A 16,197-nucleotide genomic window follows, 5' to 3' on the forward strand; every position below is an offset into this window, starting at 1 on the left:
ATGAAAAATATCAATCCTAGTCAAACCGCTGCTTGGCAAGCCCTGCAGCAACATTATGCACAGATGAAAGACGTACGGATCGCCGACCTGTTCTCCCAGGACAGCGATCGTTTCTCCCGGTTCTCCGCGACCTTCAACGACCAAATGTTGGTGGACTATTCCAAGAACCGTATCACGCAGGAAACCCTGGAGAAGCTGCAGGCGCTGGCGAAAGAAACCGATCTGCAAGGCGCCATCAAATCGATGTTCGCCGGTGAGAAAATCAACCGCACCGAAGATCGCGCGGTGCTGCACATTGCCCTGCGCAACCGCAGCAACAGCCCGATCCTGGTCGACGGCAAAGACGTGATGCCGGAAGTGAACGCGGTATTGGCCAAGATCAAACAGTTCTGCGCGCGAGTCATCGGCGGCGAGTGGAAAGGCTACACCGGCAAGCCGATCACCGACGTGGTGAACATCGGCATCGGCGGTTCGGATCTCGGCCCTTACATGGTGACCGAAGCGCTGCGCCCATATAAAAATCACTTGAACATGCACTTCGTCTCCAACGTCGACGGCACCCATATCGCCGAAACGCTGCAGCCGCTGAACCCGGAAACCACGCTGTTCCTGGTGGCCTCCAAAACCTTCACCACGCAGGAAACCATGACCAACGCCCACAGCGCGCGCGACTGGTTCCTGAGCAGCGCCGCCGATCAACAGCACGTAGCCAAGCACTTCGCCGCGCTGTCTACCAACGGCAAAGCGGTGGCCGAATTCGGCATCGATACCGACAACATGTTCGAGTTCTGGGACTGGGTAGGGGGCCGTTACTCCCTGTGGTCGGCGATTGGTCTGTCGATCGCGCTGTCCATCGGTTATGACAACTTCGAGCAGCTGCTGAGCGGCGCGCACGCCATGGATAAGCACTTCGCCGAAACGCCGGCGGAGAAAAACCTGCCGGTGCTGCTGGCGCTGATCGGTATCTGGTACAACAACTTCTTCGGCGCCGAAACCGAAGCCATTCTGCCGTACGATCAGTACATGCACCGTTTTGCCGCTTACTTCCAGCAGGGCAACATGGAGTCCAACGGCAAGTACGTCGATCGCAACGGCAATCCGGTGGATTACCAGACCGGGCCGATCATCTGGGGTGAGCCGGGCACCAACGGCCAGCACGCGTTCTACCAGCTGATCCACCAGGGCACCAAGCTGGTGCCGTGCGACTTCATCGCGCCGGCCATCAGCCATAACCCGCTGGGCGATCACCACGCCAAACTGCTGTCCAACTTCTTCGCCCAGACCGAAGCGCTGGCGTTCGGCAAGTCGCTGGAAGTGGTGGAGGCCGAGTTCGCGGCGCAGGGTAAAACTCCTGAGCAGGTCAAGCACGTGGCGCCGTTCAAAGTGTTTGAAGGCAACCGTCCGACCAACTCGATCCTGCTGCGCGAAATCACCCCGTTCAGCCTGGGCAGCCTGATCGCGCTGTACGAGCACAAAATCTTCACTCAGGGCGCGATCCTGAACATCTTCACCTTCGATCAGTGGGGCGTGGAGCTGGGCAAACAGCTGGCTAACCGCATCCTGCCTGAGCTGGCGGGCAGCGAGAAAATCAGCAGCCACGACAGCTCGACCAATGCGCTGATCAACCGCTTCAAGGAATGGCGCTAATCGCCTGAGCTGAAGCCAATAAAAAACCCGCCGCGGCGGGTTTTTTTACGTCTGCAACAAATTACAGATTGATCGGTACTTCGAAGCTGACGCCCGCGCCCACGTCATCGGCGGTGCTGTGATCGTTATCGGTGTACCACAGGCTGGTATCGAACTTAACCTGAGACGGGAAGGTGTAACCCCAACCGACCTGAATGCCCTTCAGCGTATCGGATTTCGGGAACGCCTGGTTGATCGCCTGATTGTTCGGGTTCACTTTGGCGTATACCAGGCGGGTACTCCAGCGCTGGCTGTCGTCCAGCACCAGCTCTACGCGACCGGACAGCATCTGGCCGTCGCCGCCCATGGCGTGGCCCAGCGGGTAACCTTGCTGATAATACCCACCCTTATAGATATAGTGGGTGTAGACATAACGTTCCCGACTCATATCGGAACGGGTATCCGCCCCTTCGATATACCAGTTGATGGTCGTCGGGCCCCATTCCGGGTGGCCTTCCAGGCCGAGCAGATAGGTATTTTGCGAAGGCAGATAGCCCGCTTCATCTTCCCCCACCAGCTGACCGTACAGGCTGACCGGCAGGCCGATCAGCGGCTGCATCTTCAGTTTGAAGTCGAAGCCGGCGAGCTGGTTGCCCGGATCGTTGCCCTTGCCGGAATCATCATTATCACGGCCGCTAACGCCTTTCCAGAACGAACTCCAGGATTGCGGACGGCCCTCACCACCCCACTGCATGATGCGTGAGGCGCCTAATTCCAGGAAATCGGTCGGCATCATGGTGAAACGACCGCCGATCAGTTTGGTGTGCGGTACTGAACTGTACTGCGATAGCTGGCCGGCGGTCAGCTGGTATTGCCAGCGGCCGATCCACGACAGCCACGGGGTTTCAAACGGCGATTGGTCGGCTCGCTGCAGCATGAAGCCCGCCACCGGGCGTGCGGCATCGGAGCGGATCAGGCTGCCGTCGTAGCCAGGGCCCCACCATTGGGAAACTTCGCCGAAGGAGAGCCACTGGTTCCAGATTTTCACCGCGCCGTAGGAGCCGTTCATATTGAATTTGGAGCCGTCGCTGACACGCTGATCGCCTTCCACCGAGCCCTGCAGACGTACGTCCCAGAACTCGCCGTTGGCGCCGGCGCCGATGGTCAGGCGATCGTCGGCGTACTCATTTTGGCCGAAGCCCTGCGGGGTACCGGGTTTATCCGTCGACGCGTAACCGCTGACGCGGATGTTGGCTTTCAAGGCATCGACACGGCGCTGCACGCGGTCGATGACGTTTTTCTCGGTATTGGTCACCGGTTTGGCCTGCGCGATAACGGAACTGATCTCTTCCTGGCTCAGCGGCCAGGTGGACAGGCTGACGTTGATGACGCCGCGGTCAGACAACCAGGCGAGATCGTTACGCAGATCGTTGTCAGGGGTTACCAGGCCGGCGGCGTGGCCGGACAATGCACAGGTAAACAGGCCCGCAGCGACCAGTCCGTTAAGTTTAGCGCGCATAAAGAATTCCCTTGTTAATTCGAGGTTATTAGTTTTATGTAAAGATCTCTGTGACCCATGATAGTTGACATTTCGATTTGCTACAAATCTATAAGCCAGAAACATCTTATTATAACTTTATGAATTAAATGGGGTTTAAAGTGCTTTCGCGCGGGGCATAATTTTTAAGACAATGCCTATATTGGCACGGTTGAATCATATTAGCGGTATTCAGAGAGAGGTTTTATGGCAAAAACGTCGCGTTCGATCATGATAGCGAAAGGGCTGCAGCGGGTACTGAACGTAGGTTTGCTGCTGCTGGCGGCAATTCTGGTGGTGTTTCTGGTCAAGGAGACCCTCCACCTGGCGAAGGTGTTATTTATCAACAACGAAGAGTCTTCTTCATACCTGTTGATTGAAGGCATCGTGATTTATTTCTTGTACTTTGAATTTATCGCCTTGATCGTCAAGTATTTTGAGTCGGGTTATCATTTCCCGCTGCGCTATTTTATTTATATCGGCATTACCGCGATTATTCGTTTGATTATTGTGGACCACAAGAATCCCATCGATACCCTGATCTACGCCGCGGCGATATTGGTACTGGTGGTGACGCTCTATCTGGCCAACACCGATCGGCTGAAACGGGAATAGCGGAGATAAAAATGGCGGCCAATGGCCGCCAAAGACACAGGATATCATTACCCGTCGTCTTTCAAGCTACAGCGTTGTTGACTGTACTCGCTGTAACTTGAAATCCATAGGGTAAAAGATAAGGAAAGACATCAAACGCACTGCAGTGGCACAAATTACCCCTTCACGCCGCCGGCCGTCAGGCCGCCCACCAGCCAGCGCTGCGCCAGCAGGAACACGGCGGTAATCGGTATCGCCGACAGCACCGCGGCGGCGGCGAAGTCACCCCACAGGTAGTTCTGCGGGTTGAGATATTGCTGCATCCCCACCGCCAGCGTGTAGCTGTTCACATCGCGCAGCAGCAGCGACGCTACCGGCACTTCGGTGATGGCGGCGATAAACGACAGAATGAACACCACCGCCAGAATTGGCACCGACAGCGGCAGCAGCACCAGACGGAAGGCCTGCCACGGCGTGGCGCCGTCCAGCGCCGCCGCCTCTTCCAGCGAGTTGTCGATGGTTTCGAAATAGCCCTTGATGGTCCAGACGTGCAGCGCGATGCCGCCCATGTAGGCGAAGATCACGCCGCCGTGGGTGTTCAGGCCGATAAACGGAATGTACTGGCCCAGGCGATCGAACAGCGCGTACAGCGCCACCAGCGACAGCACCGCCGGGAACATCTGGAATATCAGCATGCTTTTCAGCAGCGTGCTCTTGCCGCGAAAACGCATGCGGGCGAAGGCGTAGGCGCAGGTGGTGGATAGCGTCACGATGCCGATGGCGGTGATTGCCGCTATCTTGATGGAGTTCCACAGCCACAGCAGCACCGGGAACGGCGGCGGCGTCACGCTGCCGTCGGCGTGGGTGACGCTGAAGCCGAGCGCCAGCCGCCAGTGATCCCAGGAGAGGGTTTCCGGTATCAGGCTGCCGGTGGCGAAGTTGCCGGAGCGCAGCGAGATGGCCACTACCATCAGCAGCGGGAACATGATCAGGGCGATAAAGCACAGCATCAAAATATGGGTGATCCACAGGCGCAGGCGCTGGGACTTGGGTTGAACCATGGCCATCGTTATTCTCCCTAATCGAAGTTCATCTTGCTGGCTTTCAAATTCAGGATCGCCAGCGCGCCCACCAACAGGAATATCAGCGTGGCGATGGCGGCCGCCAGCCCGAAGTCTTGCCCGCCGCCGCCTTCGAAGGCGATGCGGTAGGTGTAGCTGACCAGCAGATCGGTATAGCCGGCCGGCGTAGTGGTGCCGATCATGTCCGGGCCGCCGTTGGTCAGCAGCTGGATCAGCACGAAGTTGTTAAAGTTGAAGGCGAAGCTGGCGATCATCAGCGGCGTCAGCGGCTTGATCAGCAGCGGTAAGGTGATGCGGAAGAAGTTTTGCCACGGGTTGGCGCCGTCCATCGCCGAGGCCTCGTACAGATCGTCCGGGATGGCCTTCAGCAGCCCCATGCACAGGATCATCATGTACGGGTAGCCGAGCCAGGTGTTGACGATCAGGATCATGCTCTTGGCGGTGAGCGGATCGCTGAACCAGGCCGGTTTGATGCCGAACAGATGGCTGAGCATCATGTTGATCTCGCCGAAGCTCTGGTTGAACAAACCTTTGAAGATCAGGATCGAGATGAATGACGGCACCGCATAGGGCAGGATCAGCAGCACGCGGTAGATCGCCTTGCCTTTCAGCGCCTCCCACTGCACCACGCAGGCCAACACCATGCCGACCGCCACGGTGAGGATCACCGTCATCACCGAGAACACGATGGTCCAGATGAAGATCGACACGAACGGTTTCTTGATGCCCTCGTCCTGCAGCACCCGCAGGAAGTTCTTCCAGCCGGTGGTGACGGTATAGCCTGGGCTCAGTGTTTCCTGCGCCCAGCCGCCGTCGGCGTTGATCGCCTGATAGAAGCCGGTGTCGCCGTTCGGCCGGTAGCGCACCTGAGTCTGGTTATTGGTCAGCGTGCTGCCGTCTTTGTCCAGCGCATACAGCGGGCGGGTGCCGGAGAACTGGCGCAGGGAGCTCATGCGCAATTCCCCGCCGTCGGGCAGCTGCGCCACCAGCTGGCTCAGCGCCTGCCGGTTCTGGGTGATCGCCCGCAGCGTGGCGCGTTCGCCCTGCAGCGCGGCGCTCTGCGCCGTCAGCTTCAGGGTTTGCGGCGCGGCGGCGTCGAGGCGGAAAGGTTCGGAGATCAGCGGCTGTTCGCTGTCCGGTGGCGTCAGCTGCAGGCGCCACTGTTGGTTTTCCGCCGGGTAGAGGCCGAAGGTAAAGGTTTTTCCGCTCTGGAATTGGCGCTGCATCAGCACCGATTGCGCGCGTTCAAAAGTCAGCTGGTTGGTGCTGCTGTAGTTGGTAAAGGCGATGGCGATGGTGCAGATCAGCGGGAACAGGACGAACAGCCCCATGCCGGCGACGCCGGGATACACATAGCGCCAGGCATAGGCGCGGCGGTTGGCGAAGACGTAAAGCCCGGCGCTGACCAGGATCAGCGTCAGGATGGCGAACAGGTATTCACCCTGTGCATACATCAACACAATCAGGTAGCAGGTCACCAGGCTGAACAGGCCGACCACCAGCCATTTCAGCGCGTCGCTTTGCCACCACTTCGATTTTTTACGCGCAGGCGTCCCGGCGTGAGCGAATTGCATAGGGCGTTCCTTTCTGTGAAGCAACGGCGGGGCACTTGTCCCCTTCATACTTGAAGCTACACCTTTGTTGGCTGCGTCCGCTCACCCCGGTCACATAGTTATCTATGCTCCCGGGGATGTGCGTACTTGCCGTCGCGGTGTAACTCCAATTATTTCGGGGATGTTAATCCCGCACGACGTCGTTACTTGGTGATACGGGTCTGCACGTCGTCCAGCGCGGCTTTCACCGTCTGACGGCCGCTGACGGCGTTGATCACCGCGCTGCGTTCGGCGTACCAGAAGGCGCTCATCTGCGGGATGTTCGGCATGATTTCCCCGTTTTGCGAGTTCTGCATGGTGGCCGCTATCTTCGGATCTTTGGCCAGCGCTTCCTGATAGGACTTCAGCGCCACCGCGCCCAGCGGCTTGTCTTTGTTGACGTCCGCCAGCCCTTCGTTGGTCAGCAGGTAGTTCTCGAGGAACTCGGTCGCCAGCTCTTTATTCGGGCTGGCGGCATTGATGCCGGCGGTCAGCACGCCGACGAACGGCTTGGACGGTTTGCCTTTGAAGGTTGGCAGCAGCGTCACGCCGTAGTTGATTTTGCTCTGCTCGATGTTGTTCCAGGCCCACGGCCCGTTGATGGTCATCGCGGTCTGGCCTTTGTTGAACGCGGCTTCGGCGATCGAGTAGTCGGTATCGGCGTTGATGTGCTTGTTTTTCACCAGATCGACGATGAACTGCAGACCGGCCTGCGAACCGGCATTGGCGACGCCGACATCCTTGATGTTGTATTTGCCGTTTTCATACTTGAAGGCATAACCGCCGTCGGCGGCGATGATAGGCCAGGTGAAGTAGGGTTCCTGCAGGTTCCACATGATGGCGCTTTTGCCGCTGGCGCGCAGCTGCTTGTCCAGCGCCGGGATCTCTTCCCAGGTCTTCGGCGGCTGTTTGACCAGGTCTTTGTTGTAAATCAGCGACAGCGCTTCGACGGCGATCGGGTAGCCGATTAGCTTGCCGTCATAGCGCACGGCGTCCCAGGTGAACGGGAACAGCTTGTCCTGGAAGGCTTTGGACGGGTGGATTTCGGCCAGCAGGCCGGACTGCGCATAGCCGCCGAAGCGGTCGTGGGCCCAGAAGATGATGTCCGGGCCGTCGCCGGTGGCGGCCACCTGCGGGTATTTTTCTTCCAGCTTGTCCGGGTGCTCGACGGTGACCTTGATGCCGGTGTCTTTTTCGAATTTCTTGCCGACTTCGGCCAGGCCGTTATAGCCCTTGTCGCCGTTGATCCAGATAACCAGTTTGCCTTCCTCGATCTTGGCGAAGGCGGAAGAAGAGAGTACCAGGGTGGCCAGTGCCGAGAGCGCCAGCGTGCGGGCGAGGGTAATGCTGCGAGTCATAATCCAGTCCTTCTTTTTGTGGGCACATAAATCAAGGAGAGACGTTTCGCGGTAATAGTGGGTCACAACGCGACATATTCTCATCCTCCCCCCCTCTACGCCCCTGTGATGAGGAGTGTGATCCAGTTAACGTTGCGCTCTATTCTGTGGCGTCAGGCACAAAATAGGGGAGCGATTTTTGCCAGCCGGATCACAGATTTGCCTTAAGCGCGGAACTTCTCATCGCTGTGGCCGTTCTCTCATCCTCCCGTCTCCTCCCCCATGAAAAATCCTGTTACGGATGATTACCCTTTCCGGCGACTCCCGCACTATCGGCCCATTGATTTTCAACGCCACGCGCAGCAGGGATACCGGATTTATGTCGTCAATGCCTATCGCCACCCAGCCCACCCTGTACCGGATCCATCCGGCCAGTTTCCGTGACGGAAACGGGGACGGCGTGGGCGACGCGCACGGCATGCTGGCGGCGCTGCCGTACCTGAAAGCGCTGTCGATCGACGGCCTGTTGCTGCCGCAGACGCTGGCGCCGGAGACCGAGGCGACGGTGACGGGCGAAGGGCTGACGCTGTGGTACGCCGATGAAGCCAACCGCGTTCGCAATGCGGCCGCGCCGCAGCGGTTCGCCCACGGCGCATTGGCGCTGGACGTGATGCCGTTCAGCGCGGAGAAGCTGGTGGCGGTGCTGCATGCCCGCCGCGCCTCGTTGGCGGACAGCCTGTGGAGCACCGGCGACGCGGATCAGCCCCGAGTGGTCAGCCGCTGGGGGCAGGGCGATTTGCGCTCCGCCGCCGCTTTTCTGACGCTGCTGGCGATGTTGCCGGCGCCGATCTGCCTGTATCAGGGCGAAGAGCTGGGGCTGCCGCATGCCGCTGGCCTGCAGGATCCGCGCGGCGCGCAAACGCCGATGCCGTGGCATGAGGCCCCCGAACAGGTCACCGCCGGCGAAATCAGCTGGTATCAGCAGGTGGCGATCGAACACCGCGCGCTGGCCATCAGCCGCCAACAGCATGACAGCCACTCCACCTTACGTTACTGCCAGGCGCTGTTGGCCCTGCGCCGTTCGCCGCTAATTCAGCGCGGCGAGCTGAGCGCGGTCAGCCAGCGAGACGGCGTGGTGCGCTTACTTATTACCCATCAGGATCAATGCCTTGAAGCGCTGATAAACCTGCAGCCTTATACTCAGGCGGCCGCGCCGTCTGAGGCGACCTTGCCGTTGGCATGGCAGCACGGCGCGCAGCAAGAGGGTCATCAATGGGTTTTGGCGGGCTTTGCCTCCGCCATTTTCACACGACATGTTAACTGCGAAAGCAGGGGAGTAACGCATGGCTAGCGTCACACTGCGCAGCGTTTATAAGGCCTTCGGTGAGGCCGTGATTTCCAAAGACGTCAATCTGACCATCGAAGACGGCGAGTTTGTGGTGTTTGTCGGGCCGTCGGGCTGCGGTAAATCGACGCTGCTGCGCATGATCGCCGGGCTGGAGGACATCACCTCCGGCGAGCTGCTGATCGGCGAGAAACGTATGAATGAGGTGCCGCCTTCCGAGCGCGGCATCGGCATGGTGTTCCAATCCTATGCGCTGTATCCACACCTGTCGGTGGCGGACAACATGTCGTTCGGCCTGAAGCTGGCCGGCGCCAGGAAAGCGGAAATCAATCAACGGGTGAACCAGGTTTCCGAGGTGCTGCAGCTGGCACACCTGCTCGATCGGCGGCCGAAGGCGCTGTCCGGCGGGCAGCGTCAGCGCGTGGCGATCGGCCGCACGCTGGTCGCTGAGCCGGACGTGTTCCTGCTCGACGAACCGCTGTCCAATCTCGATGCCGCGCTGCGGGTGCAGATGCGCATCGAGATCTCCCGTCTGCACAAGCGCCTGCAGCGCACCATGATTTACGTCACCCACGATCAGGTCGAAGCGATGACGCTGGCCGACAAGATCGTGGTGCTCGACGCCGGTCGCGTGGCCCAGGTCGGCAAGCCGCTGGAACTGTACCACTACCCGGCCAACCGCTTCGTCGCCGGGTTTATCGGCTCGCCGAAGATGAACTTCCTGCCGGTCAAGGTGACCGCGGCGCAGCCGCAACAGGTGCAGGTCGAACTGCCCAACCGCCAGCTGGTCTGGCTGCCGGTGGAAGGCGCGGGCGTTCAGCCCGGCGCCAACCTGTCACTGGGCATTCGCCCTGAACATCTGCTGCCTGGCGAAGCCTCTGAAGTGCGGCTTACCGGCGACGTACAGGTGGTGGAGCAACTCGGCAACGAGACGCAAATCCACATCCAAATCCCGGCTATCCGTCAAAACCTGGTGTACCGCCAGAATGACGTGGTGCTGGTAGAAGAAGGTGCCACATTCGCCATCGGCCTGCCGCCTCACCGCTGCCACCTATTCCGTGAAGACGGTACGGCATGTAAACGGCTGCACCAGGAGCCGGGCGTTTAAAGCATCAAAGTCGGTATAACAGGAGAATAATGATGACTACTCTGCGCAAACTTCCTCTGGCACTGGCTGTCGCCGCCGGTGTTCTCTCTACCCAGGCGCTGGCCGTGGATTTCCACGGTTACGCCCGTTCCGGCATCGGCTGGACCGGCAGCGGCGGTGAGCAACAGTGCTTCAAGGCCACCGGTGCCGCGAGCAAATACCGTCTCGGCAACGAATGCGAAACCTACGCCGAGCTCAAACTGGGGCAGGAAGTGTGGAAAGAAGGCGACAAGAGCTTCTACTTCGACACCAACCTGGCCTATTCGGTCTCGCAACGTTCCGACTGGGAAGACGTGACTCCGGGCTTCCGCGAAGTCAACGTGCAGGGTAAAAACCTGATCGACTGGCTGCCGGGCTCCACGCTGTGGGCCGGTAAGCGCTTCTATCAGCGTCATGACGTTCACATGATCGACTTCTACTACTGGGATATCTCCGGCCCGGGCGCCGGTCTGGAAAACATCGATCTGGGCTTCGGCAAGCTTTCCGCTGCCGTGACCCGCAACTCGGAGTCCGGCGGCTCTTACGGCTACCTGGATAACGAATGGAAACAGCGTCCGACCGTCAACGACACCTTCGACGTGCGCTTGGCCGGCCTGGAGCTGAACCCGGGCGGCACCCTGGAGCTGGGCGTGGACTACGGTCGCGCCAATGCGCAGGACCACTACCACCTGGCCGACGGCGCCAGCAAAGACGGCTGGATGTTCACCGCGGAACACACCCAAAGCATCCTGAACGGTTACAACAAGTTTGTGGTGCAGTACGCCACCGACTCGATGACCTCGCAGAACAACGGCCGCAACGAAGGCGCCACCATCGATAACAACGGCAAGATGATCCGCGTGCTGGATCACGGCGCCATCGACTTCAACGATCAATGGGCGTTGATGTACGTCGCCATGTTCCAGGACATCGACCGCGACAACAACAACGGCACCACCTGGTACACCGTGGGCGTGCGCCCGATGTACAAATGGACGCCGATCATGAGCACCCTGCTGGAAGCGGGCTACGACAACGTCAAATCCCAGCGCACCGGCGATCGCAACGGCCAGTATAAAGTGACCCTGGCCCAGCAGTGGCAGGCGGGCAACAGCATCTGGTCGCGCCCGGCCATCCGTCTGTTCGCCACCTACGCCAAGTGGGATGAGAAGTGGGGCTACGCCACCGGTGACGACACCGGGTATAACGCCGGCACCGCTTACAACGACACCAGCATGCATACCTTCAGCCGCGGCAAGGATGACGAAGTCACCTTCGGCGCCCAGATGGAAATTTGGTGGTAACGACGACAGGGCGGGGAGGGCCAGCGGCTCTCCCCCAACCGCATTCGCCGCGGCCGGATCTCTTGCCTGATCCGCCGCAGCGCTGAAAGAGGATATAACGATGAAAAAGAATCTGCTGTCACTCTGCCTGTCGCTGGCGCTGACCGTCGGCGCGCCTTTGGCGGCCAACGCCGAGACGCCGGCCAACGTTTCCGTCGCGCCGGCCATCAGCACCGCCACGCTGCAAAGCCTGCCGTGGCAGCCGCTGCAGCCGCCGGTGTCGCAAGAGGTGAAGCTCGACGCCGTCAGCCCGCAGCTCAATCAGGGCGAGATTCAGGGGGCGATCGCCGCCTATACGCTGCCGGCCGATCGCGGTTCGCTGGAAGTGACGCTGAGCAGCCTTGCCAAAAACAATTCGCTTTATGCGCCGAGCGTGCTGGTGCTGGACGAGCATCTGCGCCCGGCGGCGTATTACCCGAGCAGCTACTTCCCGTATCAGCCGCCGGGGGCGATGTCCTCCGATCGCCTCGAAGGCACGCTGAAACTGACGCCGGCGCTCGGCCAAAAACAGATTTACCTGCTGGTGTACACCACCCGCCAGGACTTGGCGAAAACCACGCAGTTGACCAACCCGGCCAAGGCCTATGCGCAGGGCGTGGGCAACGCGGTACCGGATATCCCGGATCCGATCGCCGGCCACGCGACGACCGGCACGCTGAAGCTTAAGGTCACCGCTGAACAGGGCACCGGCAACGTGATGATCGGCATGCTGCAGCCTGCGCCGACCGTGGCGCCGGTGGTGGTGGGCTCGACCGCCCCTGCCGCCGTGGCGGCACCGGCACCGGAGCCGGAGAAACCGGCGGAGCCGATGCTCAACGATACCGAAAGCTACTTCAATAACGGCATCAAACAGGCGGTGAAGGCGGGCGATATCGACAAGGCGCTGAAACTGATGAATGAGGCCGAGAAACTGGGCTCGACCACCGCGCGTAAAACGTTTATCAGCAGCGTTAAAGGCAAGGGGTAACACCCGGCGCTGCCGATGCTGGCTCGATGATTGGTGCGCTTTGGCGCACCTTTTTTCATCCGCGGGCCAGCGTTGCGCCGATCAACGCCAACAGACGGGCGTTGTCTACCTGCTGCATGACACGCACCGGCTTGCCCTGCGGCGGCGGCATGCCGACCGTCAGGCGCAGACTGTCCGGCCGCCAGCGGCGTGAGCTGCCGCGCGTCAACGCCCCTTCCAGCGCCACATCCACATGGAACATCTCGGTGGTGACCAGCTGCGGCGCCAGCAACCAGGCGATCACTAACGCATCATGGATCCAGCAGCCCGGCAGGTGCCGCGTATGGCGCGAATAGTCGATCCACGGCCGCGTGGTGGCGCGTAAATAGCGGCACAGCGGGGTGTCCGGCTGGGTCAACTCGGCCAGATCCGCCTGGGTCAGCATGGTCTGGGTGGTGACATCCAGCGGTGCCAGCGTGATGGTGGCGCCGCTGTTCAACACCAGCCGCGCCGCTTCCGGATCCAAACCGAAATTGGTGTCCTTGATGTACCCGTCGACGTTGAATACGCCCCCCATGATCACAATCTCTTTCACCGCCTGCGCCATCTGCGGGTAAAGCTGCATGGCGTGCGCAACGTTGGTCAGCGGGCCGATCGCCGCCAGCGTGATCTCGCCGGGATGCCGGCAGATCAGCTCGCCGATGGCGATGGCGGCGTCCGGTGCGGGCGCGTAGGCCAGCGAGGGCGCGGGCAGGTCACGCCACAGCGCCGCCAGCTTCGGATCGGCGATCGGGCGGTCCAGATGTGCGCGCCACGGCTCCGGCGGCTCGCTCAGGGCGCGCGCCGCGCCGAGGGCGACCGGCACCTGATAGCCGCTCTGCGCCAGCAGATCGGTGGCGACGGCGAAGCCCACTTCTCGCGGGGTGTTGCCAGCCACGATGCTGATCAGCTCCAGCTGCAGCTGCGGTTTGGCCGCCAGCGCCAGGGCCAGCGCCAGGCCGTCGTCGACGTTGGCGCCGGGCACGCCGTTGCCGGGATCGCAATCAATGATTAAACGCATATATATAAGGTGTCCTGAAAAACCGCTAACAGCCGCAGGAGCGGCGGATGCGCAGTTGAAAAGCGAATTCATGCAGCTCGGCGGGCGCGGCACCGGCGGCCAGCATGGCGATGGCCCGCTTGGCCATGGCGTCGATCGGCTGCTCGACCGCGCTGAGCGGCGGCACGCTGAATTCGGATTGCTGCGTGCCGTTAAAACAGATCAGCGCCAGATCGTCCGGCGCGCGCAGCCCATGCTCCGCCAACGCCGACAGGCAGCCGAGCGCCTGTTGCTCGTTAGAGGTGAAAACGGCGCGCGGGCGTGGGCCTTGCACCAGGCGCTGGGTGGCCTGGTAACCGCCCTGGCGGGTGTAGGGCACTTCGAAAATCCACTCGTCGCGTGGCGCGATACCCGCCTCCAGCAGCGCATCGCGCCAGCCGTTCAGGCGATCCTGCGCGTTGAGCATGGTCAGCGGGCCGATAAAAATGCCGATGTCGCGATAGCCGTGTTGCAGCAGATGGCGGGTTGCCTGGCAGGCGGCGTCGCGCTCGTCGACGCGAATGGCGCAGACGCCGGCCTGGCTGTCGATGGTGTCTATCATTACGCAGGGCGTGCCGGAGGCGCGGATCAGATCGAACCACGGGTGGCGATCGACGCTGGTGTACAGCAGGCCTTCGACCTGGCGGCGCAGCAGGTTGTTGATAAGTTCATACTCGCGCTGACGATCGTCGCCGGCGTCGCCCAGCAGCAGCACACGGCCGCGGCTGAAGGCTTCCTGCTGCAGTGCCCGCGCCAGGGTGGCGAAGAACGGGTTGGAAATATCCGGCACCACCAGCCCGTAGGTTTGTGTGCTGCCGGAGGCCAGCGCCCGCGCGATGTCGTTCGGCCGGTAGCCGGTCTGCTCGATCGCCGCCAGCACGCGCAGCCGGGTGGCTTCCGCCACCGGGCGCGGGCCGTTGTTGATCACATAGCTGACTACGGCGACGGAGGTGCCCGCTACGCGAGCCACGTCGGCGCGGGTAACGCGTCGCGCGGAGTGATTATCCACATTGAGGTCCTGTTCGCCTTCTCGCTACGCGGCATCCTGCGGCAGGTTGAGATCGCGGCCGCGGGTTTCGGGAGCAAAGAAGGTGGTGATTAAGCCGATGCCCGCCATTACAACAAAATAGCAGGCGACAGGCCACCAGTGACCGAAACCGGACAGCAGTGCGGTGGCGATCAGCGGCGCGGTGCCGCCGGAGAGGATCGAGCCGAGCTCCTTGGCGAACGCCATTTTGGAGTAGCGGTTCTTCACGCCGAACAGTTCGACGCCATAGGCCGCTTGCACGCCGAAGATCCCCAGCGACGCGATGCACATGCCGACCACGATCACCGAGATGACGATCGCCGGTTCACGGCTGTCGAGCAGCCAGAACGCCGGGAAGGCGTACAGCACCAGCAGCAGGCAGAACCACCGGTAGGTGACGCGGCGGCCGAAGCGATCGGACAGCCAGCCGGCCAGCGGGATCACCAGAAAACCGCACAGCGAGGCGATCAGCACCGCCAGCGCCGGCACCGATTTATCGACCATCAGCACCTTGGCGACGTAGCCGACGATAAAGCCCTGGCACAGGTAGGAAGGGCCGTTTTCGCCGATGCGCAGGCCGAGCATCACCCAGAACGCCTTGGTGCGCTGCAGGTAGCTGCGCGTATCCGGTGCGGCCTGGGCGGCGTCCAGCATGCGCTGGTGGTTTTGCTGCAGCTCGCGCTCGAAGACCGGCGTTTCCCGCACGTGGCGGCGCAGGTACAGCGCCACGCCGGCGATCAGAATGCTGGCGAGGAACGGAATGCGCCAGCCCCAGCTCATCAGGTCTTCCTTGTCGAGCTGCAGTACCAGCAGCCACACCAGCGACGCCAGCAGGGTGCCGCTGTTGGAGCCGATGGCGATGATCGACGCCACCAGCCCGCGCCGTTTGGCCGGCGCGTATTCCGCCAGCATCACCGCGCCGCCGGACAGCTCCGCGCCGGCGCCGAACCCCTGCGCGAAGCGCAGGATCACCAGGCAGGTGGGTGCCCAGACGCCGATTTGCGCATAGGACGGGATCAGGCCGATCAGCGTGGTGGAGAGGCCCATCAGCGCCACGGTGGTGATCAGCACCACGCGGCGGCCTTTGCGATCGCCGATCCAACCGAACACCAGCGCGCCGATCGGCCGCGCGACGAAGCCGACGGAGTAGGTGGCGAAGCTGGCCAGCAGGGCGACCAGCGGCGTGGCCTCGGGGAAGAACACGTCGCCGAACACCATGCCGGCCGCCAGGCCGTACAGCGCGAAATCGACGTATTCCATGGCGGTGCCGAGCCAGCAGGAGAAGGTGGCGCGCCAAAATTGGCTGCGCCCCTCTTTGGTTGCCAGGCGTTCATCGGCCGCCAGCGCGGCGTCGGCGGTCTGTGGAGTGGCAAGCGTTGTTTCGCTCATGGCAGTGCTATCCTCTTTTGTTCTGCGCCTGGAGGGGCGCGGTTAAAGATGGTTTCCCTGGTGCCGGCAACAAAGGTGTGCCGACAAATGATGTCGGACGCATGGCGATTCAACGCTGCGGTGTCAGAGTATCTACGCGCGTAGATAAAACAACGCGACAAAGATGAAACTTTGC

13 protein-coding genes are annotated in these 16,197 nt (G+C 61.3%); 6 read left to right on the forward strand and 7 right to left on the reverse strand.

Annotated elements, in window-relative coordinates; genetic code table 11:
- The gene (gene pgi, locus QOL81_RS17165; protein WP_197757939.1) at positions 1-1,647 is read left to right on the forward strand and encodes a glucose-6-phosphate isomerase; all 1,647 of its coding nucleotides are present in this window, start codon (positions 1-3) and stop codon (positions 1,645-1,647) included.
- Between the two features lie 61 nt (positions 1,648-1,708).
- Here pgi and QOL81_RS17170 read toward each other — a convergent pair whose 3' ends face one another.
- Positions 1,709-3,145, reverse strand: a complete 1,437-nt coding sequence (locus QOL81_RS17170; RefSeq protein ID WP_060425147.1) for a capsule assembly Wzi family protein — start codon at positions 3,143-3,145, stop codon at positions 1,709-1,711.
- A 225-nt stretch (positions 3,146-3,370) separates the two neighbouring features.
- Here QOL81_RS17170 and psiE point away from each other — a divergent pair, with 225 nt between their 5' ends.
- Positions 3,371-3,778 (forward strand): phosphate-starvation-inducible protein PsiE, encoded by a 408-nt coding sequence (psiE, locus tag QOL81_RS17175; protein ID WP_004936694.1) that lies wholly within the window; start codon positions 3,371-3,373, stop codon positions 3,776-3,778.
- 155 nt (positions 3,779-3,933) lie between these two features.
- On the opposite strand, the gene malG is transcribed toward psiE, so the two are convergent.
- The 3 genes from malG to malE form a co-directional block, all read right to left on the reverse strand.
- Positions 3,934-4,824: a maltose ABC transporter permease MalG gene (gene malG, locus QOL81_RS17180; protein WP_004936696.1), complete on the reverse strand. Its 891-nt coding sequence runs from the start codon at positions 4,822-4,824 to the stop codon at positions 3,934-3,936.
- A gap of 11 nt (positions 4,825-4,835) precedes the next feature.
- Positions 4,836-6,413: a maltose ABC transporter permease MalF gene (malF, locus tag QOL81_RS17185; RefSeq protein WP_141960390.1), complete on the reverse strand. Its 1,578-nt coding sequence runs from the start codon at positions 6,411-6,413 to the stop codon at positions 4,836-4,838.
- A gap of 182 nt (positions 6,414-6,595) precedes the next feature.
- Complete coding sequence (gene malE / locus QOL81_RS17190) at positions 6,596-7,789, reverse strand: maltose/maltodextrin ABC transporter substrate-binding protein MalE (protein ID WP_019453233.1); 1,194 nt, start codon at positions 7,787-7,789, stop codon at positions 6,596-6,598.
- Positions 7,790-8,147: 358 nt separating this feature from the next.
- On the opposite strand from malE, the gene QOL81_RS25770 reads away from it, so the two are divergent.
- From QOL81_RS25770 to malM, 4 genes are all read left to right on the forward strand, one after another.
- Positions 8,148-9,119, forward strand: coding sequence for an alpha-amylase family glycosyl hydrolase (locus tag QOL81_RS25770; RefSeq protein WP_060425181.1), 972 nt, complete (start codon positions 8,148-8,150; stop codon positions 9,117-9,119).
- On the forward strand, positions 9,112-10,221 hold the full coding sequence (gene malK / locus QOL81_RS17205; RefSeq protein WP_038874339.1) for a maltose/maltodextrin ABC transporter ATP-binding protein MalK: 1,110 nt from the start codon (positions 9,112-9,114) through the stop codon (positions 10,219-10,221). The genes QOL81_RS25770 and malK overlap by 8 nt, the downstream gene beginning before the upstream one ends.
- A 29-nt stretch (positions 10,222-10,250) precedes the next feature.
- Entirely contained in the window at positions 10,251-11,543 is a 1,293-nt protein-coding gene (locus QOL81_RS17210; RefSeq protein ID WP_049288181.1) for a maltoporin, read from the forward strand.
- A gap of 100 nt (positions 11,544-11,643) precedes the next feature.
- Positions 11,644-12,549: a maltose operon protein MalM gene (malM, locus tag QOL81_RS17215; RefSeq protein ID WP_197757938.1), complete on the forward strand. Its 906-nt coding sequence runs from the start codon at positions 11,644-11,646 to the stop codon at positions 12,547-12,549.
- A gap of 55 nt (positions 12,550-12,604) precedes the next feature.
- Here malM and QOL81_RS17220 read toward each other — a convergent pair whose 3' ends face one another.
- The 3 genes from QOL81_RS17220 to QOL81_RS17230 are packed head-to-tail and all read right to left on the reverse strand — an operon-like array spanning position 12,605 to position 16,022.
- Positions 12,605-13,588, reverse strand: coding sequence for a nucleoside hydrolase (locus QOL81_RS17220; protein WP_070913899.1), 984 nt, complete (start codon positions 13,586-13,588; stop codon positions 12,605-12,607).
- Between the two features lie 25 nt (positions 13,589-13,613).
- Positions 13,614-14,615: a LacI family DNA-binding transcriptional regulator gene (locus QOL81_RS17225; protein ID WP_197757937.1), complete on the reverse strand. Its 1,002-nt coding sequence runs from the start codon at positions 14,613-14,615 to the stop codon at positions 13,614-13,616.
- Between the two features lie 24 nt (positions 14,616-14,639).
- The gene (locus QOL81_RS17230; protein WP_060425154.1) at positions 14,640-16,022 is read right to left on the reverse strand and encodes an MFS transporter; all 1,383 of its coding nucleotides are present in this window, start codon (positions 16,020-16,022) and stop codon (positions 14,640-14,642) included.
- Between the last annotated feature and the right edge of the window lie 175 nt (positions 16,023-16,197).

It is taken from the genome of Serratia sp. CC22-02, assembly GCF_900182895.1.
Taxonomy (GTDB): domain Bacteria; phylum Pseudomonadota; class Gammaproteobacteria; order Enterobacterales; family Enterobacteriaceae; genus Serratia; species Serratia nevei.